The 20,398-nt window shown below is 65.1% G+C and carries 18 protein-coding genes and 1 riboswitch; of the genes, 10 read left to right on the forward strand and 8 right to left on the reverse strand.

The genetic code is table 11. The features are described from left to right. Positions 1 to 50: 50 nt before the first annotated feature. From fliJ to fliF, 5 genes are read right to left on the reverse strand one after another with little or no spacing between them, the layout of a single operon-like run. Positions 51 to 500 (reverse strand): flagellar export protein FliJ, encoded by a 450-nt coding sequence (fliJ, locus tag P0D73_RS12785; RefSeq protein WP_132376615.1) that lies wholly within the window; start codon positions 498 to 500, stop codon positions 51 to 53. A gap of 2 nt (positions 501 to 502) precedes the next feature. Then, positions 503 to 2,152, reverse strand: a complete 1,650-nt coding sequence (gene fliI / locus P0D73_RS12790; RefSeq protein ID WP_408431553.1) for a flagellar protein export ATPase FliI — start codon at positions 2,150 to 2,152, stop codon at positions 503 to 505. Beyond that, positions 2,146 to 2,829, reverse strand: a complete 684-nt coding sequence (fliH, locus tag P0D73_RS12795; protein ID WP_207915670.1) for a flagellar assembly protein FliH — start codon at positions 2,827 to 2,829, stop codon at positions 2,146 to 2,148. The genes fliI and fliH overlap by 7 nt, the downstream gene beginning before the upstream one ends. After that, positions 2,816 to 3,811, reverse strand: coding sequence for a flagellar motor switch protein FliG (gene fliG / locus P0D73_RS12800; protein WP_007179928.1), 996 nt, complete (start codon positions 3,809 to 3,811; stop codon positions 2,816 to 2,818). The genes fliH and fliG overlap by 14 nt, the downstream gene beginning before the upstream one ends. Then, a complete protein-coding gene (gene fliF, locus P0D73_RS12805) occupies positions 3,801 to 5,600 on the reverse strand; it encodes a flagellar basal-body MS-ring/collar protein FliF (protein ID WP_132376618.1) in 1,800 nt (599 codons plus the stop codon). The genes fliG and fliF overlap by 11 nt, the downstream gene beginning before the upstream one ends. Before the next feature lie 235 nt (positions 5,601 to 5,835). Here fliF and fliE point away from each other — a divergent pair, with 235 nt between their 5' ends. The 5 genes from fliE (at position 5,836) to P0D73_RS12830 (ending at position 9,056) form a co-directional block, all read left to right on the forward strand. Then, on the forward strand, positions 5,836 to 6,171 hold the full coding sequence (fliE, locus tag P0D73_RS12810; protein WP_132376619.1) for a flagellar hook-basal body complex protein FliE: 336 nt from the start codon (positions 5,836 to 5,838) through the stop codon (positions 6,169 to 6,171). A 226-nt stretch (positions 6,172 to 6,397) separates the two neighbouring features. Next, positions 6,398 to 6,832, forward strand: coding sequence for a flagellar export chaperone FliS (fliS, locus tag P0D73_RS12815; RefSeq protein WP_007179925.1), 435 nt, complete (start codon positions 6,398 to 6,400; stop codon positions 6,830 to 6,832). Next, on the forward strand, positions 6,829 to 7,155 hold the full coding sequence (locus P0D73_RS12820) for a flagellar protein FliT (protein ID WP_408176441.1): 327 nt from the start codon (positions 6,829 to 6,831) through the stop codon (positions 7,153 to 7,155). The genes fliS and P0D73_RS12820 overlap by 4 nt, the downstream gene beginning before the upstream one ends. A gap of 91 nt (positions 7,156 to 7,246) precedes the next feature. Further along, entirely contained in the window at positions 7,247 to 8,695 is a 1,449-nt protein-coding gene (fliK, locus tag P0D73_RS12825) for a flagellar hook-length control protein FliK (protein ID WP_408431555.1), read from the forward strand. 1 nt (position 8,696) lies between these two features. Then, complete coding sequence (locus P0D73_RS12830) at positions 8,697 to 9,056, forward strand: EscU/YscU/HrcU family type III secretion system export apparatus switch protein (protein ID WP_132376623.1); 360 nt, start codon at positions 8,697 to 8,699, stop codon at positions 9,054 to 9,056. 3 nt (positions 9,057 to 9,059) lie between these two features. On the opposite strand, the gene P0D73_RS12835 is transcribed toward P0D73_RS12830, so the two are convergent. Next, the gene (locus P0D73_RS12835) at positions 9,060 to 10,478 is read right to left on the reverse strand and encodes a coniferyl aldehyde dehydrogenase (protein ID WP_408431557.1); all 1,419 of its coding nucleotides are present in this window, start codon (positions 10,476 to 10,478) and stop codon (positions 9,060 to 9,062) included. Positions 10,479 to 10,557: 79 nt separating this feature from the next. Further along, positions 10,558 to 12,243 (reverse strand): isovaleryl-CoA dehydrogenase, encoded by a 1,686-nt coding sequence (locus P0D73_RS12840; RefSeq protein WP_408431559.1) that lies wholly within the window; start codon positions 12,241 to 12,243, stop codon positions 10,558 to 10,560. A gap of 307 nt (positions 12,244 to 12,550) precedes the next feature. Here P0D73_RS12840 and P0D73_RS12845 point away from each other — a divergent pair, with 307 nt between their 5' ends. Together P0D73_RS12845 and P0D73_RS12850 are read left to right on the forward strand one after the other, a co-directional pair. Next, the gene (locus P0D73_RS12845; protein ID WP_408431561.1) at positions 12,551 to 14,209 is read left to right on the forward strand and encodes a GMC family oxidoreductase; all 1,659 of its coding nucleotides are present in this window, start codon (positions 12,551 to 12,553) and stop codon (positions 14,207 to 14,209) included. Between the two features lie 172 nt (positions 14,210 to 14,381). Further along, a complete protein-coding gene (locus tag P0D73_RS12850) occupies positions 14,382 to 16,142 on the forward strand; it encodes an OmpA family protein (RefSeq protein WP_408312425.1) in 1,761 nt (586 codons plus the stop codon). A 65-nt stretch (positions 16,143 to 16,207) separates the two neighbouring features. Here P0D73_RS12850 and P0D73_RS12855 read toward each other — a convergent pair whose 3' ends face one another. Further along, a complete protein-coding gene (locus P0D73_RS12855; RefSeq protein ID WP_408312422.1) occupies positions 16,208 to 17,170 on the reverse strand; it encodes a LysR family transcriptional regulator in 963 nt (320 codons plus the stop codon). Between the two features lie 258 nt (positions 17,171 to 17,428). Between P0D73_RS12855 and P0D73_RS12860 the strand changes: the two genes are divergently transcribed. The 3 genes from P0D73_RS12860 to P0D73_RS12870 all read left to right on the forward strand — a co-directional run bounded on the left by P0D73_RS12860 (position 17,429) and on the right by P0D73_RS12870 (position 20,387). Then, positions 17,429 to 18,205: a glycosyltransferase family 2 protein gene (locus tag P0D73_RS12860; RefSeq protein WP_408431563.1), complete on the forward strand. Its 777-nt coding sequence runs from the start codon at positions 17,429 to 17,431 to the stop codon at positions 18,203 to 18,205. Between the two features lie 96 nt (positions 18,206 to 18,301). Further along, a riboswitch (S-adenosyl-L-homocysteine riboswitch) is annotated at positions 18,302 to 18,438 on the forward strand. A 33-nt stretch (positions 18,439 to 18,471) separates the two neighbouring features. Further along, a complete protein-coding gene (gene ahcY / locus P0D73_RS12865) occupies positions 18,472 to 19,893 on the forward strand; it encodes an adenosylhomocysteinase (protein ID WP_132376629.1) in 1,422 nt (473 codons plus the stop codon). A gap of 140 nt (positions 19,894 to 20,033) precedes the next feature. After that, positions 20,034 to 20,387 carry a phage holin family protein gene (locus P0D73_RS12870; protein ID WP_132376630.1) on the forward strand — a complete coding sequence of 118 codons (354 nt, stop codon included), beginning with the start codon at positions 20,034 to 20,036 and terminating at the stop codon, positions 20,385 to 20,387. Positions 20,388 to 20,398 lie beyond the last annotated feature (11 nt).

Below are 20,398 nucleotides of genomic sequence, written 5' to 3' on the forward strand. Positions count from 1 at the left end.
TGTCAATCGGTCAAACGGTGTTCAGTCAATCGAGGTGGCGCTCATGCGCGTCATGCGCCTTCTGCGCGCATCCTCAGAATCCGGGCGGCGTGTTCGTCGGCGTCGCGCTGATCGCGCCGCGCCGTGGTCTTGGCTTCGGCTGCCTCGCCGCGCGCCTGCAGCACTTCGTACGAACCGAGCTTCTGCTTCTGACGCTGCCAATCGGGCTTGGCTGCCTCGACGCGCGCGTTGGCCGTCACCAGCAGGTTGCGCTGCTGTTCAATGGCGGAGTCGAGCGTGTCGATGAATGCCTGGAAATTGCGCATGTTCCCTGCGGGCATGCCCGTCTGGGCCGTCGCGGTGAAGCGTGCGTGGTATTCGTCGCGGTACTGCACGAGGGCGTCGAGCTGCGACTGCACGTCGTTGCGCTCGCGCTGCGCGCGGCCCAGACGTTGCGCGGCGGCGTCCACATCGTCCTGGGCGAGGCCGATGAGGGTCTTGATCGGAAAGTGTTTCGCCATCGTCAGCCTCCTTGGGCAAACAGCGCGTCCAGCATCTCGAGACTCGGTTCAAAGTTCGCGCACTCGCGAAAACCTTGCTGCAAAAATGCTTCCATCCGCGGATACAGCGCAATCGCGCGGTCGAGCAGCGCGTCGCGCCCGCTCGAATACGCGCCGACGTTGATCAGATCGCGGTTGCGCTGATAGCGCGACAGCATCTGCTTGAACATACGCGTCTTGTCCAGATGGTTATCGTCGATCAGCGCGGTCATTGCCCGGCTAATCGACGCTTCGATGTCGATCGCGGGATAGTGGCCGGCTTCAGCCAGCGAGCGCGACAGCACGATGTGGCCGTCCAGAATCGCCCGCGCCGAGTCGGCGATCGGATCCTGCTGGTCGTCGCCCTCGGTCAGCACCGTGTAGAACGCGGTGATCGAGCCGCCGCCCGCCGGGCCGTTGCCGGTCCGCTCGACGAGCGCCGGCAGCTTGGCGAACACCGAAGGCGGATAGCCCTTGGTGGCGGGCGGCTCGCCCACGGCCAGCGCGATCTCGCGCTGGGCCATCGCGTAACGGGTCAGCGAGTCCATCAGCAGCAGCACGTGCTTGCCCTGGTCGCGGAAATACTCAGCGAGCGACGTCGAATACGATGCGGCCTGCATACGCAGAAGCGGCGAAACGTCGGCCGGCGCGGCGATCACCACTGAGCGCGCCAATCCTTCCTCGCCGAGAATCTGCTCGATGAATTCCTTCACTTCGCGGCCGCGCTCGCCGATCAGGCCGATCACGATCACTTCGGCGCTGGTGTAGCGCGCCATCGTACCGAGCAGCACCGATTTACCGACGCCCGAACCGGCGAACAATCCCATGCGCTGGCCACGGCCGACGGTCAAGAGCGCGTTGATCGCGCGCACGCCGACGTCGAGCACCTTGTGGATCGGCTCGCGGTTCAGCGGATTGATGACCGGCGAGGACAGCGGGGCGTCGGCATGCGCGCCGAGCGGACCGAGTCCGTCGAGCGGACGGCCGGAGGCGTCCAGCACGCGGCCAAGCAATTCCCAGCCGACCGGCAGACGCTTCGCGCCCGCCATCGGGTCGGCGATCGGCGCACTTTCGAGCGGGAAGACGCGTGCGCCGGGCAGGAGGCCGATCACTTCAGTGGTCGGCATCAGAAACAGTTTGTCGCCGGAGAAGCCGACCACTTCGGCTTCGGCCATCGGCAGCGAACTGCCTTGCGGCAGTTCGATCATCACTTCGGCGCCTACGGAGAGGCGCAGGCCCACGGCTTCGAGCACGAGACCAGCGGCGCGTGTGAGGCGTCCGCAGGCGCGCATCGGCTTGGCGATTGCGTTGCGCGCGCGCAGTGCGTCGAGGCGGCCGCGCCAGGCTTGCATGTGCGGATTGCTGTCGAGCGCGGGATCGTACGGGGCGTGGGCAACAGCGGCGGAAGCGGAGTTCGCAGGCGCGGCAACGCGGCTCGCGGCGGCGCCCGTCGCCGGATGGGCATGCGCCGGATCGCGCAAGGCAGCTTCGATCGCCGCGACCGCGGCCGCGGCGGGTGTCACCGCAGCCGGTACTTCCGCGAGCGCCTCGGCGCCGAACGACGCCAGCGCCAGTTCGCGTTCGAGCGGCGTCAGGTCGCTGGCGCGGATCTCTTCGAGTGTCGGCTTCACCATGTGCTCACCTTGCCGAGTGCGGCAGCCACACGCTCCCAGCGCGTGTCGATGCCGGCGTCCACTTCGCCGGTGCCGGCTTGCGCGCGGCAGCCGCCGCGTTCCACCGCCGGATCGGTGCGCACGGTCCAGCCGCGCGTTTGCAATTCTTCCATCAGATAGGCTTCGACGACCGGCAGATCGGCGGGGCTCACGATCAGCGCCGGCGCGCCGACCAGCGTGGGCTCGGCGGCCAGCACCTCGCGCGCGGCGGCGATCAGCGCGGTCGGGTCATGCTGCACGTGCTGGCGCACCACCTGCTGCGCGATGTCGAGCGCGAGTGCGACGAGCGTCTCGGAGATCGCGCCTTGCGCGCCGTCGAGCGCGGCCTTGAAGGTTTCGGCCAGCGCGGCGAGCCGCGCGGCTTCTTCGCGCGCTTCGCTCTGGCCTTGCTCGAAACCCTGCGCATGGCCTTGGTCGTAACCGGCTTGATAACCGAGCGCCTGGCCGGCCACGTGGCCGGACGCGATGCCCTGTGCATGAGCGGCGTCGCGCAGACGTTCGAGTTCGGCTTCGAAAGCGCCGTCGTCGACTTCGGGTTCGGGCGGTGCCGGGGGCACCGGATCGAACGAGGCCATCTCCCAGCGCTGGTAGGCCGAGAGGCTTTCCTTCGCCGCGGAGTTCTGATCAGACATATGCATCTTCGGCCTTGCCGCCTAGAACGATCTGGCCGCCTTCGGCCAGGTTGCGCACGATCTGCAGGATGCGGCGCTGCTGCGTCTCGACTTCGGAGACGCGCACCGGACCGCGCGCGTCGAGGTCTTCGGCGAGCAGTTCGGCGGCACGCTGCGACATGTTCGACAGGAACTTCTGGCGCAGCGCGGGCGGCGCGCCCTTCAGCGAGATGATCAACGCCTCGGACTCGACTTCCTTCAGCAACAGCTGGATCGCGCGGTCTTCCAGATCGAGCAGGTTCTCGAACACAAACATCTGATCAATGATCTTCTGCGCAAGTTCCGCATCGTATTGGCGAACATTCTCGATGACGCCTTCTTCATGATTGCTCGACATGAAGTTGAGAATTTCGGCCGCCGTGCGGATGCCGCCCATCGGGCTGCGCTTGAGGTTGTCGCTGCCGGACAGGAGGCCTGTCAGCACGTCGTCGAGTTCGCGCAGCGCGGCCGGCTGGATGCCGTCGAGCGTCGCGATGCGCAGCAGCACGTCGTTGCGCAGCCGTTCCGTGAAGCAGGCGACGATTTCCGACGCCTGATCGCGGTCCAGGTGAACGAGGATGGTCGCGATGATCTGCGGATGCTCGTTCTTGATGAGTTCGGCGACCGCTGCGGAATCCATCCACTTCAGGCCTTCGATACCGCTCGTATCGCTGCCCTGCAGAATCCGGTCGATGATCGCGCCGGCCTTGTCGTCGCCGAGCGCCTTGGTCAGCACGGAACGGATGTATTCGTTCGAATCCAGCGACATGCCGGTGTGCTGCTCGGCCTCACGCACGAACTCCTGCAGGACTTCGTCGACCTGCTCGCGGGTCACGCTCTTCAGTGCGGCCATCGCGACGCCGATCTTCTGGACTTCGCGCGGCCCGAGGAACTTGAACACCTGCGCGGCTTCTTCCTCGCCGATCGACATCAGCAGGAGCGCGCTCTTCATTACGCCTTCAGCGCTCATCGGACACCCAATTTTTCACGACGGTTGCAACGATCTTCGGATCCTGGCGCGCGATGTTGCGCGCGAATTCCAGGTTCCGTTCGTATTTGTGCTTGGAGCTTTCGAGGGCGAGCAGTTCGCTGTCGGTTTCCAGTTCGGCGACCGTGTTCGCGCCCGCGCGCTCGGCGGCGGGAATGCCGTCCAGCAGGATCGGCTCGTCCGGCGAGGGCAGCGCCGCGGCGGCGGCCGACTCCGGCGGCGGGAAAGCGCGGCGCAGCGCCGGCTTCACCATCACGAAGTAGAGGAACAGGGCGACCGCGCCGATGCCGAGGTAAGTAGCGATCTGCTTGGCGAGCGCGATCATGTCCGGCGTGCGCCACCACGGCAGGTCGGCGTTCGGATCGACTTCGGTGGTGAACGGGCTGTTGACCACGTTGACCGAGTCGCCGCGCGCCTGGTCGAAGCCCATCGCGTCCTTCACCAGCTGGTTGACCTGCGCGAGCTTGTCGGCGGTGACCGGCTGCATCGTGGCGTGACCCTTGCCGTCGACCACGCGCAGGTAGTTCACCACCACCGCCACCGACAGGCGCTTGATGCCGCCCATCGGCTGTTCGAGATGGCGCACCGTCTTGTCGAGTTCGTAGTTGGTGGTCGAGTCCTTGCGGTCGCTGACCGGCGTGGTCGTCACGCCGCTCGCGCCATTCGGTGCATTGATCGGCGCCGAAGCCGGTTGCGGCGGCTGGTTCGACAGCGCGCCCGGCACGCCCGAGGCGCCGCCTTGCGACATTTCGGTGGCACTGCTCGATTGCTGGCTGCGGATCGCCGCCTGTTGCGGGGTGCCGTTCGGGCCGTAGTTTTCCGACGTCTGCTCGCTATGCGAGAAGTCGATATCGGCGCTGACCTGCGAGTGCGCGTTGCCCGAGCCGAACAGCGGCGCGAGGATCGCGTCGATGCGCTGCTGGGTGCTGCGCTCGATCTGCTGGCGGTACTTCAGTTGCGAGGCGTCGAGTCCGCTGCCGGTGGACGGCTGCGTCAGCAGATTGCCGTCCTGGTCGAGGATGGTCACGCCCTTCACCGGCATATCCGGCACCGCCGACGACACCATATGGGTGATCGCCAGCACCTGGCCTTCGTCGAGCGCGCGGCCCGGGTAGAGGTTGACCAGCACGGAGGCGGACGGCGCTTCCTTGTCGCGCACGAATACGGACGGCTTCGGAATCGCCAGATGCACGCGCGCCGACTTCACCGACGAAATCGACTCGACCGTGCGCTCCAGTTCGCCTTCCAGTGCACGCTGATAGTTGATCTGTTCGGCGAACTGGCTGATGCCGAACTTCTGGTTGTCCATCAGCTCGAAGCCGACCGAGCCGCTCTTGGGCAAGCCCTGCGACGCGAGGCGCAGACGCATTTCGTGCACCTGTTCGGCCGGCACGAGGATCGCGCCGCCGGCGTCGGAGAATTTATAGGGAATGTTGGCTGCCTGGAGCGCGGTGATGATGGCGCCGCCGTCGCGGTCCGACAGGTTGCTGTAGAGCACCTTGTAGTCCGGCGCCCGCGACCACAGGAACAGCCCCGCCACCACGGCGACCAGCAGCGCCACCGCGAAAATCAGCGGAGCGCGCGGGTTGCCGCGCATTTGCGCGAGACCGGACAGGCGCTGACCGAAGTTGCCGCCGAGGTTGCTCCCCAGGCCGCCGAGGTCTGCTGCTCCACCGGCCTGGCCGGCACCGGCCGCACCGACGCCTGGCTGCGCGCCGGCGAGGCCCATGCGGGCGTCGGGGTTGATCAAAGAGTTGGCTGACGAATCCATGCGTCGGGTTTCTCCGGGATGCCTTTTGCGTTCTGCCCGCTGCCGCACCGAGGGTCGGCGGGCGCACGGACAGAGACTTTCACCATCGAAATTATCCGCAGCGCGGCTCAACCCGATTGCTTGAATAGAGCCGGGTTTCCCCCCTAGTTTCGGGGCTTTCCCGTATGGCCCGCTGCTATGCTTTCGTCCAGATCGGTACGGTTTGGCATGCCGGTCGTCCTTTCCTGGAGAAAACATGACTTTCCCCGTGAACGCGCTTTCGTCGGCGCTGCAACAGATTCAGTCGATGGCGGCGCAAGCGGCCGGCGGCAGTAATGCCGCGGCCGACACGTCCGGCGCGGCTACGCCCACCGGTTTTGCCTCGGCGCTGAAAGCTTCGCTGGACAAGATCAGCGGCGATCAGACCAAGGCGGTCGGCGAATCGCAGGCGTTCGAACTCGGCTCGTCGAACGTGTCGCTGAACGACGTGATGGTCGATATGCAAAAGGCCAACGTGGGCTTCCAGTTCGGCCTGCAGGTGCGCAACAAGCTGGTGTCCGCCTATAACGACATCATGCAGATGTCGGTGTGAACGCGGCTCGGGCGGCAAGGCTGTTCCGCCCGCCCGAACGCGTGCGCGCCGTGCGCGCCGTGCGGCCCTCGAGGGCCACGCCATCTGGCCCCTTAATCCTCCTTACACTGGCCTAAAGCTTTCCCGCTGCCTATCCGATAACCAGGTACAGGCAGAGATCGGGGTGCGGCAACGTGCCCGGATGGGGTGCCACGACCAACCGCAGTGCAAGAGAGGAGGAGCGCCGATGTTTTCCCCAGGACACTCTGGAGCCAATGCGTACGCACGCGTCGGCGTCGAGACAGGGGTGATGGGCGCGAGTCCGCATCGTCTGATCGTGATGTTGTATCAGGGCGCCCGGCAGGCGATCGCGCAAGCGCGCATGCACCTGCAACAGGGCAATGTGCCGGCGCGCGGAGAGGCGATCGGCAAGGCGATTCAGATCGTCGAAAGCGGGCTGCAACAGTCGCTCAACCTCGAGGCGGGCGGTGAGATTGCGGAGCGGTTGAACGCGCTATATAGCTATATGTCGCGCCGGTTGCTCGAAGCCAACATAAAACAAAGCGAGGCGATGCTGGTCGAGGTGGATGGTCTTCTGGCCACACTCGAAGAGGCATGGATCGGGATTGCCCCGGAGATCGCGCGGATGGCAGCCCAGCCCGCCGCGGAAAGCATGAGATGACATCGAACGCAGAATACTTCGCCCGTTATGAGGCGATTGCAGCGATTTCCTGCCGCATGCTGATGGCTGCCCGGCGCGCACTGTGGATCGATCTGGTCCACTTGCAAGACGAATACCGCCATCTGGTGGACGGCTTGAAAGACGCCGAAACAGGGGTGAAGCTCGACGAATCGGAGCGTCTGCGCAAATACGCGCTGATCCGCCAGATCCTCGCCGACGACGCTGCGATCCGCGATCTGGCGAATCCGCGCATGGCCAATCTGTCCGCGCTGTTCGCCGGACGGCCGACGCGCGTGCTCAAGGAGCTGTACGGAGCGCGCTGAGATTTGCCGCGCGCGCCGAGAGGCGCCTCTATCCATCCGGCCGACTGACTTTATTTGAGCGCGACGCCGCCAATGTGACCAAGGAATCGGCATGAACGGAATCGACACGGCTGTCGCTTCGGTGCTCGCGAGCCGGATCGACAGTCTGCTCAACATCGCGCCAGGCAGTGCGGCTGCTTCGCAGGCCGGCACGGCGGGCGTCGAAACCGCGCCGACCATGCCGGCGCTCATTGAGACGCCCGCGCCGCAGCCTTCCGCCCAGACCGCGCTGTCCGCTGTTGCGCTGACGCTCAACGCGATCGTGCGCTCGGGCGGCGAGGCGACGTCCGCCGTGATCGGCCAGACGCCGATCTGGCCGGCCGCGCCCGCGCTCGACGTCGAAGTCGGTGCGTTGCCGTTGTTCGACACGTCCGCGGCTGCGACGGGTTCCGCTGCTTCCGCCACCAATCCCAATGCCGCTGGAACCGCGGCCACCGCCAATGTGGCGGCGGCCCAGGTGCCGGTCGCGGCGCTCGCGGCCGCGCTCGAACAGACCGTCGGCGACAGTGGCCTCTTCTACGAAGCGCATCTCGCGCAATGGCTGGCGGGCCAGCGTTCGCCCGCTTCGCTCGCGGGCGAAGCGCAAAACAAACTCGTGGCCGCTGCCGCCCAACTGCCGCTCGACTGGGCGAACGACGGCGGCGAGGCGGCCCCCGCCAATCCGTCCGGCCGCCAAGGCACGGGCGCGGCGCCGAATGGTTCATCGAACAGCGGCGCGCCGGACGCCGGCGCCGCCGCTCGCGGGGCGCCCTCGATTCCTAACGCGCAAGCCGCGCGTTTCGTGGCCGGCGAGGTGCTGGCCAGTTCCCTGTCCGACCTGAACGGCCAACCCACGCGTGCGAGCCTGCATAGCGCGGCGGCACAAACCGTCGACGGCGGCGCCTCGCAGAATTCGCAGTCGATGGCCGCCGCGGTTCATCCCGCGACCGTGCCGTTGGTGCGTCAGCAGCTCGATCTGCTCGCGACCGGGCAGTTTCGCTGGACCGGCGAAGCGTGGCCGGGCGCCAAACTCGACTGGACCATCGAACAGGACGGCGATGAATGGGACCGCAGCGGCGGCGGCTCGGCGAGCGAAGACGACCAGCCGTGGCGCACCCGCCTGACGCTGTCGTTGCCGACGCTCGGCACCGTCGACGCGGAACTGACACTGACCGGCACGCGGCTCGTCGCGCGCGTGCAGGCGAGTCCCAACGGCGCCGCGCGCCTTGCGATGCAGGGCGAGAGTTTCCGTCAGCGGCTCGCGGCGGCGGGCATCCAATTGAATGGGTTGACGATTCGCGAGATCGGCGGCGGCGCGCCCGCCAGCGCCGCGAATGCAGCGGGTGCGGCGGCCGCTCAGGCGGCAGCGTCGGCGTATGCGCGGTCGGCTTCGGCGGGCAGTTCGGCAGAGGCGGGCGGTGCGGCCGGTTCGGCAACGAACCGAACCACGGGCGTGCGCCGCACGGCGCGAACCAGCCGCACGGAACCCGCGCCGCTCGACGATTTCGATTGGGACATGTGAGATGAGTCGCAAACATCGCCGCAGCGCGGCCGCGCTCGTCTACGACGCCCAAGGCGGCGATCCCGCGCCGCGCGTGATCGCCAAAGGCTACGGCATGCTGGCCGAGATGATCGTGCAGCGCGCCAAGGAGGCCGGCCTATATGTGCACGAGGCGCCTGAAATGGTTTCCCTGCTGATGCAGGTGGATCTCGACGCGCGGATTCCGCCGCAGCTTTACCAGGCGGTGGCGGAAATGCTCGCGTGGCTGCATCGGCTGGAAAGCGGCGCGGAGAACGAGCCGCCGCAAGCCGCGAGTGTCGACGCGCAAGACGTCATCGACGTGGAGGCCACCGAGATCGAAGGCGGCCCGGCGGCGCGCTGAACGTTAGAACCGCATCATCAGTTTCAGCAGCGCGTTCACCCGTTTGCCGTACGGTGGTGAAATCCAGCCACGGGCGTTCAGACGCGCCTGCGTCAGTACCGGCTTCATCTTCGAAAAAGTCACGAAGCCTTCGTAGCCGTGATACGCGCCCATTCCACTCGCGCCGACGCCGCCGAACGGCAGGCTTTCGCACGCCAGATGCATCAGCGTTTCGTTGATCGCCATGCCGCCGGCGATGGTTTCGTGCGTCACGCGGTCGATCGTGGCGGCGTCGTCGGCGTAAAGATACAGCGCGAGCGGGCGCGGCCGGGCGTTGATCCATGCGATCGCGTCATCGAGCGTGTCGTAGGGCACGACCGGCAGCAGCGGCCCGAAGATTTCCTCCTGCATCAGCGCGCATTCGTCGGGCGCGTGGGTGACGGCGATCAGCGGGAAGCGGCGGCTTGTTGCATCGGGTGAACTGTCGGTGAGCGCGTGCAGTTGCGCCCCGGCGGCGTGAGCTTCGTCGGCGAGACGTTCGAGGCGCGCAAAGTGGCGCTCTGAAATGATCGAGGTGTAATCCGGATTGTTGGCGAAGTTCGGGTACATCTTCGTCATCCGCGCACGCGCCCGTTCGATGAACGCCTGCTCCTTGCCGCGCGGCACCAGTACGTAATCCGGCGCGACGCAGGTTTGTCCCGCGTTGAGTGTCTTGCCGGCGATGAGGTTGTCCACCGCGTTGTCGAAGCGCGCGTGCGCGCCGATGATGGCCGGCGACTTGCCGCCCAGTTCGAGCGTGACCGGCGTCAGATGCTCGGCGGCGGCGCGCATCACTTCGTGGCCGACCTTGGTCGAACCGGTGAACAGTAAGTGGTCGAAGGGCTGCGCGCTGAACGCGGCGGCGAGCGCGGCGTCGCCGTTCACGACCGCGACGTGATCGCGTGCGAAGGTCTGTCCGATCAACTGCTCGAACAGCGCCGAGGTGCGTGGCGTCAGTTCGGACATTTTGATGATCGCGCGATTGCCGGCGGTCAACGCGCTGATGAGCGGTCCGACAGCGAGCAACACCGGATAATTCCACGGCACGATGATGCCGACCACGCCGAGCGGCTGCGGCACGACTTTCGCGCGCGCCGGCAGCAGCCATTTGTTGGTGCTGCGGCGCTGCGGTTTCATCCAGCGCTTGCCGTGTCTCAGCGCGCCGTTGATCTCTTCTTTCACCAGCAGGAATTCGGCGAGCAGCACTTCCTGCTTCGCGCGATTGCCGAAGTCGAGGTTCATCGCGTCGGCGAGCGCGTCGCGATTGTCGAGCATGACTTTGCGCAGCGCTTTCAGATGCGCGGCGCGTGTCTCCCACGACGGATACGGCGTACGCAGATATGCGTGGCGCTGATCGCGCAGCAGCGCTTCGAGCGCGACGACCTCTGGTAGATCGTTCTTCATGTGTCCACTCCCTGACGGATATCGTTGCGCGTCGCGCTTTTATTGGATGTGCTCGTGCTGCTTCGCGGCGTGCCGAACGTCAGGCGGGAAAAGCCCGTTCGATGATCGCCGCGTGATCGAACGTGGCCGGCAGCGTGCCGTACACACGGCCGCTCTCACCGCAGCCGTCGGCAAGACGCGTGGCAATGAATGGCTCTGCGACTTCGCCAGGCGCATGTTTGAGAAGCAAGGTCGCCTGAGCGATCAGCACGACCTGCTGCGCGATCCGCCGCGCCGAGGGTTCGCGGTGCTCGGCCGGTCCGTTGAGCGTAGCGGCGAGTTTGCCGAGCGCGGCGCTCAACGCCGGATGCGCTTGCGCGTCCGCTTGCCATGCGGCGAACAACGCCTGCGCCGCTTCCGGTTCGCGCTCCATCGCGCGTAGCACGTCGAGGCACATCACGTTGCCGGAACCTTCCCAGATCGAATTCACGGGCGCTTCACGATAGAAGCGCGCCATCGGACCGGTTTCGACGTAGCCGTTGCCGCCCCAGACTTCCATCGCCTCGCCGGTGAATTCCAGCGCGCGCTTGCAGACCCAGTATTTCGCCGCGGGCGTGACGATGCGGCGCCACGCGCGCTCGGCAAGCGAGGTGGAGGCGGCGTCGGTGGACTCTTCGAAAGCGCGCGCGAGCCGCATGAACAGCACCGTCGCCGCTTCCGATTCCAAAGCCAGGTCGGCGAGCACGTTGCGCATCAGCGGCTGATCGACGAGATGCCGGCCGAACGCGCTGCGATGGCGCGCGTGGTGGATGGCCTGCACGAGCGCCGCCCGCATCAAGGCCGCGCTGCCGATCACGCAATCGAGCCGCGTGTAATTCGCCATTTCGATGATGGTCGGCACGCCGCGTCCTTCGTCGCCGATCATGATGCCGAACGCGTCGAGGAATTCGACTTCGCTGCTCGCATTCGAGCGGTTGCCGAGCTTGTCTTTCAGGCGCTGGATCTGCACGTTGTTCTTGCGGCCGTCCGGCGCGAAGCGCGGCGCGTAGAAGCACGAGAGGCCTTCGTGTTCGTCGGTGCGGCCGAGCACGAGATGCGCGTCGCACTGCGGCGCGGAGAAAAACCACTTGTGGCCGACGAGCCGGTAGGCGGCGCCGCGGCCGCTGCCGGCGGTGGAATAGGCGCGGGTCTGATTGCTGCGCACGTCCGAGCCGCCCTGTTTTTCGGTCATACCCATGCCGATCATCGCGGAGGTTTTCAGCTTGAGCGGCACGTCGCGCGGATCGTGCTCGCGCGCGTAGAGCTTGTCGCGCAACGTGGCGAATAGCGCGGGTTCGCGTTGCAACACGGGGATGCTCGCGAAGGTCATCGTCAGCGGGCAGAGCGAACCGGATTCGATTTGCGCATGCAGGAAGTAGCCGGCGCAGCGTGCAACCATTGCGCCGCGTTGCGGATCGGAAAACGGCAGCGCGTGCAGACCTTCGCGGCGCAGGAGCGAAAGCAGCGTGTGCCACGAAGGATGAAACTCCAGCGCGTCGATGCGCTCGCCACGTGGACTGTGCGTGAATAATTCAGGCGAATGGCGGTTGGCGAGTTCGGCGAGCGCCAGCGTGTCCGGCGCGGTGAGCGCCGCGCCGTGCTGCAGCAACGCGCCGCGATGCCACCCGGCGCCGTCGCGTTCGAGGGCGGCCGACAACGCGGCGTCGCTGGAAAACAGGTTGTAGTCCGCCAGCGGTGGAACCTGATTGGTCACCTCGTGAGTCTGGCCGAAGCTGTGCCGTTCCATCTGCTGTCTCCGTTCGACGCATGCTCGCCGGCGTCGGTCGGCAGTGCGCTGTTTGATCGCCGCGTGTCGTGCCGCGGGCCGAGAGGACGGCGCGTACGGCGCCGTGTTTGAATGCCGTGCGCGGCCGCGCGGCGGGCGCTGCGCGTCTTTTATCATAGAGTCGCGGCGCCGCTTCCGTTTAGAGGAATCGCTCTGACGCGAACCCGCCGCGCTATCCGAACGCTCCCTACAATGCCGGTAAAGCGCACGTAGACAAGTGTGCACGTGACAGGGTTCGCGAGCAATGCGCGCCCATCAGGAGGAGCGGATGCAATACGACTACATCATCGTCGGTGCAGGTTCGGGCGGTTGCGCGCTGGCGAGCCGTCTCGCGGATAACTGCCCGGACGCGACGATCGCCCTGATCGAAGCCGGCCCGCACACGGACCGCAATCTGTTCGTCAACATGCCGGTCGGCGTGGCGGCCGTGGTGCCGCACAAACTCAAGACCAACTACGGTTATCTGACCACGCCCCAGCCGGGGCTCGGCGGACGGCAGGGGTATCAGCCGCGCGGGCGCGGCTTCGGCGGATCGAGCGCGATCAACGCGATGATCTATACGCGCGGCCATCCGCTCGATTACGACGAATGGGCGAAACTGGGTTGCGAAGGCTGGTCATGGGCGGAAGTGCTGCCGTATTTCCGCCGCGCCGAAGGCAACCAGCGCGGCGCCGACGCATGGCATGGCGACAGCGGCCCGCTCACCGTCTCCGATCTGCGTTATCAGAATCCGTTTTCGCGCCGTTTCGTGCAGGCGGCAATGGAAGCCGGATACAAACCGAATAGCGACTTCAACGGCGAGGATCAGGAAGGGATCGGCTTCTACCAGGTGACGCAGCGCGACGGACGCCGTTGTAGCGTGGCGCGCGCCTATATCTACGACCGCGAGCGTCCCAACCTGCACACGATTGCCGACGCGACGGTGCTGCGCGTGGCCTTCAACGGCAAGCGCGCGAGCGGCGTGGAGATCGTGCGCGGCGGCCGCACGCAAACGCTCGAAGCACGCGCGGAGGTGGTGCTCGCCGCGGGCGCGTTCAATTCGCCGCAACTGCTGATGTGTTCGGGCATCGGACCGGCGGCGCATCTGCAATCGCTCGGCATTGCCGTGCTGCACGACGCGCCGGAGGTGGGCCAGAACCTGACCGACCACATAGATTTCACCATCAACAAACAGGTTTCGTCGATCGAACCGACCGGGTTTTCGATTCGCGGCATCGCGCGGATGCTGCCGCAGTTCGTCACGTTCATGCGCCACGGGCGCGGCATGCTGTCGAGCAATGTCGCCGAGGCGGGCGGCTTTCTGAAGAGCAATCCGACGCTCGACCGGCCGGATGTGCAACTGCATTTCTGTGCGGCCATCGTCGACGATCACAACCGTCATATGCATTGGGGCCACGGTTATTCGCTGCACGTGTGCGTATTGCGGCCGCATAGCCGCGGTACGGTGACGCTGGCAAACGCCGATGCGCGCACGGCGCCGGTGATCGACCCACGCTTTTTCAGCGATCCGCGCGATCTCGATTTGCTGATGGACGGCGCGCGGATGGCGCGGCGCATTCTCGATGCGCCGTCGCTCGCGCTGCATGGCGGCAGCGAGTTGTACACGCATCCCGGCCAGTCGGACGCCGAGTTGCGCCGCACGATCGCCGAGCATGCCGACACGATCTATCACCCGGTGGCGACGTGCCGGATGGGCGGCGACGCGCGCTCGGTGGTGGATCCGCAATTGCGGGTGCGAGGCGTCACGGGGCTGCGGATCGTCGATGCCTCGGTGATGCCCACACTGATCGGCGGCAATACCAATTCGCCGACGGTGATGATCGGTGAACGCGCGGCCGATCTGATCGCGGCGGCGCGTCGCGAGTCGCAAGCGGACCTGAAGATGGCGTCGCTCGGCAGAGCTGGCGTGGCGACGAATACCGCCTGAGCTTTCGGCGACGTTTCATTTCATGCTGCTAAATATGAGACAAATTGGGTGAACGTCTGCCAATTCGTCATAAATTGTGCCGTTTCGTTTATGAGATTTCCCGAAACCTATAATCGCGCCGCAAAAAGCAGCGCGTCAGGTGGCGCGTTCGGGAACTCCAGGAAGCGAAGCGATGAGCATCAACGCAATTCAATTGATTCAGTCCGCCATGACGGACGGTGTCGTACGGCAGCTAGCGGGGCGCTTCGGGCTGCCGCCGGACGCGACTCAAAAGGTGCTGGCCACCACGGCGCCGTCGCTCATCGCGGGCCTGATGCAAAAGGGCGCGACGCTTGACGGCGCGCGTTCGCTTTTCGCTACGATTCTCTCGCCGGAGGTGAACGGCCATATCGCCGAACAGTTGCCGCATCTGGTTGGCAGCACGAACGGCGTGAGCCAACTGGAAATGGCCGGGCGGCAATTGCTCGAACGGGCGCTGGACCGCCCCGTCGACGCGCTGAGCGATGAGGTCGCCTCGCAAACCGGGGTGCCGGCGCACGCCACGCATGCCATGACGGGCATCGTCGGTGCAACCCTGCTTGGCTTGCTGAAGCGGCATTGTCTTGAAGGTCAGGGCAATGCCGGGCAATTGCCCACGCTGCTCGGTCATCAACTGCCGGTCATTGCGCCTTATCTGAACGACCGGTTGATGGCCACGCTCGGCCTGAGCGGCCTTGGCGCGTTTGTCGGCAACATTCTGGCGCAGTTGAAGGCCGTTTCGTCGCATATCGATCATCCGACGCCCGCGGCCAAGCCGGTGGCCGACGCGTTGTCGAACGTCCACGTGCCTGTGGACGCTGTGGTGCGCGAAGAACGCCATTCGCACACGTGGCTGTGGTGGCTGCTCGCGGTCGTCGCGGCGGTGCTGGCCTTTCTGTTTCTGCGCGGCTGCCAAAGCCAGCAGAGCGTCGGCCGCGCCGACGGGCGCGGCGGTTCCGAAGCGGCGATCACCATACCGGCGGCATCGGCGCCGGTTCAGGCTTCAGGTGCCGTGCTAGCCGCCAGCGATGCGGCGGTGCTGGCGTCGGCAGCCAGCGCATTGATGCCCGCGAGTTCAGCGAGCGGCGCAAGCGACGCGCACCAACCAGCCGCCGCACCCGCGCCGACCCAGGACAGCCAGCTCAGTTTCACCGTCGACGTCGCCGGCAAACCGACGCTCACGGCCACCGTCGGCAGCGAAGCCGAAAAGACCCAATTCATGGATGAGTTGACCAAGCGCCTCGGTCAATACAATTTCGTCCCGAACATCACGGTCGATCCGGCCACTAAGCCGGCCGACTGGCTGGTCCATTTCGACGGCCTGTTGCCGCTGCTGTCGCTGCCCGGCGCGGAAGTGAAAGTGATTGGCACGCAGATCGAACTGAGCGGCACCGCAGCGGACAAGAAGCTCGGCTTGCTCGACGAACTGAAGTCGCTGCTCGGCACGTCGTATCAGATCGGTTCGTTCGACCTCGCGCACGCCGTCGCCGATGCCAACGAGAACTTCCGCGGCGCGATCAAGAGCCTGCTCACGCCGGATAGTCCGTGCGTCACAGCAGACGTGGTCAAGGTGCTGAACCTGCAGGTGATCAACTTCGCGAGCGCCAGCGCGCATGTGCCTGCTTCGGCGGTGGAAGATCTGAACCAGTCGGCGCGCGTGCTGAACGCCTGCGCGCGCAACGGCAAGACAGCACGGCTGGAAGTGGCGGGCTACTCGGACAACGTCGGCGGCGAACAGGCGAATCTGCAATTGTCGAAGCAACGTGCGGAAGCGGTGCGCGCCTATCTCGTCAAGACGGGCGTGCCGGCTAAATCGCTGATGGCGCAAGGCTACGGTCAAGCGCGTCCGGTCGCGAGCAACGACACGGCGAGCGGCCGCTTCGCCAACCGCCGCATCGAGTTCGTTGCGCAATAGTAAGCACGGCCAGGACCAAGCATGCGAGACATGCCGCCCGGTTCACGTCGGGCGGCATCGTCGTGTCATTTGGCGGGCGGTGTCGGAAACGGCGTCGTGATGCCGGTCACGCCGATGCCCGGCCCAAGCATGAAATCGTCGCCGGCCTGACCGGGCAACGCCTCACGGGCGACCTCGAGCCACGCGCGCGCGGCGTGCGACAGATAACCATTGCGGCGCCAGCCGATTGCCATTTCCCACGGAATTTCCGGTTCCACCACCGGCCGGCAAGTGAACTGCGCGGGGTCGAGACGCCGGCAATACGGCGCCGGCAACAGCGCGATGCCGACACCGGCAAGCACCAGCGCCGCCATAAAATCCCAATGCCCACTGCGTCCGACGATGGTCGGCGCAAAGCCGGCGGTACGGCACGCGTTCAGCACGACATCATTGAGAGCGAGACTTTCGCCGTAAAACACGAACGGCTCGTTGGCGAGTTGCGCGAGCGGCACCTCGTGCAGATCGTCCCAGCTAGAGCCGGTGCGCGCGACCAGCCATAGCAGTTGGCGCGTCATGGGCAGCACGTCGATATTTTCCGGGTCGACCGGTTGCAACACGCCGCCTAAGTCCAGTTCACCGTTGATCAGCGCGGTCTCGATGGCGCGTGAACCCTGCTCGAACAGCTTCAGTTCGATTTTCGGATAACGCTGGCGAAACGCGGCGATGGCCGGCGTGAAGAGCGAGCCGCCCATCGGCGGAATGCCGATGGTGAGTTGACCGCGGCCGAGCGTGTCGAGATCGTTCAGTTCAGCCTGCAACTGCGCGTGCGCCGCCAGCACGTCCTGACCGCGCTGGTAGACGATCCGGCCGGCATCGGTCAGCACCATCTGGCGCCCGTCGCGCAGCAAAAGCGGGGAGCCGATTTCATCTTCCAGCGACTTGACCATCTTGCTGATGGTCGGCTGCGTGACGAACATCTGCTCGGCGGCGACGGTGAAACTTTGCTGACGCACCACTTCGACGAAATACCGCAGCGCACGTAGTTCCACGATCTCAGGCTCCAGAATTCCAAATTGGAATGATCTCAGTGATTGTAAGTCAATATGTTTATATTGCAGAAGGTCGTGCGGAGCGGTCGGGATGGTTGCGCGCCGGCGTCGCGGTCGACAATCGCGGTCGTTGTGTTCGGTCGAAGTCAGGCTCTGCGCCGAGGAGAAGACGTCGCACCCATTTCAAGATGGAACGGCGCGCGAACGGCATAACATTTGTGGATCTCCACCGCCGACCCGCCATCACGCCCGTTCATCATGACGCCCATTTCGATCATCATTCCCTGCTACAACGGCGCGGCGACGCTCGCGCGTGCTTTGCAAAGTTGCCGGATTCAGCCTGAAGCCGCACAGATCACCGTGGTGGACGACGGCTCGGCCGATGCCTCCGCGGACATCGTGGCCCAAATCGGCCGCGTCGACGCGCGCGTGGGTCTGCTACGAATGCCTTACAACGGCGGCGCGGCGCGAGCGCGCAACTGGGGCGCGATGCATGCGTCGCACGACCTGATCGCCTTCCTCGACGCCGACGACGAATACCTTCCCGGCGCACTCTCCGCCGCGAGTGCATTCCTCGCGCAAAACCCGAAGGACGTGTCCGTGCGGCTCGACGTCGAGTACGCGGATTTTCCGCGCGACCTCACGGCCCATCCCGACTTCGCCGCGCACGCGGCGACGCTCAGCAATACGGTGCCGAGCGGCCTGTCCATTCGCCGCGCCGTGTACCTCGCACTCGGCGGCTTTCCAATGGACGATGCGTTTCGCCGTATAGGCGGCGAAGACGGCGCGTTGTCGTGGGCGTTGCGCGATATATTCGGTAACCGGCGGCTGAATGACGTGAAGCGCGTGCGCATGCATTACCACGCGGGGATTCACGCCGAACGCTATTTCCGCATCGCACTCGGACTGCAGATTCCGGATCCCGCCGATGTCGCTGAAGCGTTCCGTGTTTCCAGGCAGTTCGTCGACACCGCGCGCGCAGGCATCGCGCAATTGCGCGCGGCTAACGTGATGGCGGAGACTGCCGCGTCGTAAGTCACGCGGCATCCATCGCGTCGGCTTTGCGCACACACGAAACCCGAGAAAACGCGCGCGCCCCGAAGCCATCTCGATTTGCTACAATCGCCGTTCGTCGCCGAGGAGCGTTGCGACGGGTACCGCGAATCAGGCTATTCGCCGGCTGCCCGCCAGGCTCGGAGACTTCAATCGGAGGGCTCGGATGCGCATAGCGCTTTCCCATCCACCGCATCGAACCGCGCTCACGTCAAATTTCTAGTCAATTTCTTAGAAAGGAGGGCGTGATGAACGCCGCAGTTATCGATTCCAAAAATTCCCAGGATTTCGTTGTTGCCGACATGTCGCTTGCCGACTGGGGCCGCAAGGAACTCAACATCGCCGAGACGGAAATGCCCGGTCTCGTGCAGACGCGCGAAGAGTACAAGGCGCAGCAGCCGCTGAAGGGCGCGCGCATCGCAGGTTCGCTGCACATGACGATTCAAACCGGCGTGCTGATCGAGACGCTGACCGCGCTCGGCGCGGACGTGCGCTGGGCATCGTGCAATATCTTCTCGACTCAGGATCATGCCGCCGCGGCAATCGCCAAGGCCGGCACACCGGTGTTCGCGTTCAAGGGCGAATCGCTCGACGAGTACTGGGAATTCTCGCACCGCATTTTCGAATGGCCGAACGGCGAATTCGCCAACATGATCCTCGACGACGGCGGCGACGCCACGTTGCTGCTGATCCTCGGCTCGAAGGCTGAAAAAGACCGTTCGGTGATCTCGAAGCCGACCAACGAGGAAGAAGTCGCGCTGTACAAGTCGATCGAGCGTCATCTGGACGCCGACCCGACGTGGTACTCCACGCGCCTCGCACACATCCAGGGCGTGACGGAAGAAACCACGACCGGCGTGCACCGCCTGTATCAGATGGAAAAAGAAGGCCGCCTGCCGTTCCCGGCCATCAACGTCAACGACTCGGTCACCAAGTCGAAGTTCGACAACCTGTACGGCTGCCGTGAGTCGCTGGTCGACGGTATCAAGCGCGCGACCGACGTGATGATCGCGGGCAAGATCGCCGTGGTTGCCGGTTACGGCGACGTGGGCAAGGGCTGCGCGCAATCGTTGCGCGGTCTGGGCGCGACGGTGTGGGTTACCGAAATCGATCCGATCTGCGCGCTGCAGGCGGCGATGGAAGGCTACCGTGTCGTGACGATGGAATACGCGGCGGACAAGGCCGACATCTTCGTGACGGCAACCGGCAACTACCACGTGATCGGCCACGACCACATGAAGGCGATGCGTCACAACGCGATCGTCTGCAACATCGGTCACTTCGACTCGGAAATCGACGTGGCATCGACCCGTCAGTACGAGTGGGACAACATCAAGCCGCAAGTCGACCACATCATTTTCCCGGACGGCAAGCGCGTGATCCTGCTGGCTGAAGGCCGTCTCGTGAACCTGGGTTGCGCGACGGGCCACCCGTCGTTCGTGATGTCGAATTCGTTCACGAACCAGACGCTCGCGCAGATCGAACTGTTCACGCAAGGCAAGAAGTACGAGAACAAGGTGTACGTGTTGCCGAAGCATCTGGACGAGAAGGTCGCACGCCTGCATCTGGCGCGTATCGGCGCGAACCTGACCGTGCTGTCGGACGATCAGGCCGGCTACATCGGCGTCGACAAGAACGGTCCGTTCAAGCCGAACCACTACCGCTATTAAGCGCGCTGCAGGCGGTTTGACAGCATGACAGTTTGACGACAGGGCGGCGCATCATGCGCCGCTTTGTTCGCCATGCCCGCCTGCCGCTCTCCGTTGCGCGCTTTTTCCCGTTATCGGACATCCTGCCAAAGGAGCTCTACATGACCGTGCTGCTGACCTGGCTGATCAACGCGCTTGCGCTCCTGATCATCACCTACCTCGTGCCGTCGATTCATATCCGCAGTTTCGGCACCGCATTGATCGTCGCGGTGGTGCTCGGGTTGATCAACACGATCCTGCGGCCATTGCTGATTCTGCTGACGCTGCCCGTCACGATTCTCACGCTCGGACTCTTCATTCTGGTGGTCAATGCGCTGTGCTTCTGGCTGTGCGCGTCGCTGCTGAAGGGCTTTGAAGTGTCGGGTTTCTGGTCGGCGTTCTTCGGCTCGATCCTGTACAGCATCGTTTCGTGGCTGCTGTCCGCGCTTATTTTTGGCAACCGCAGTCTCGGTTGACCCACTGAATC

The organism is Paraburkholderia sp. RL18-101-BIB-B (assembly GCF_046026985.1).
GTDB lineage: Bacteria > Pseudomonadota > Gammaproteobacteria > Burkholderiales > Burkholderiaceae > Paraburkholderia.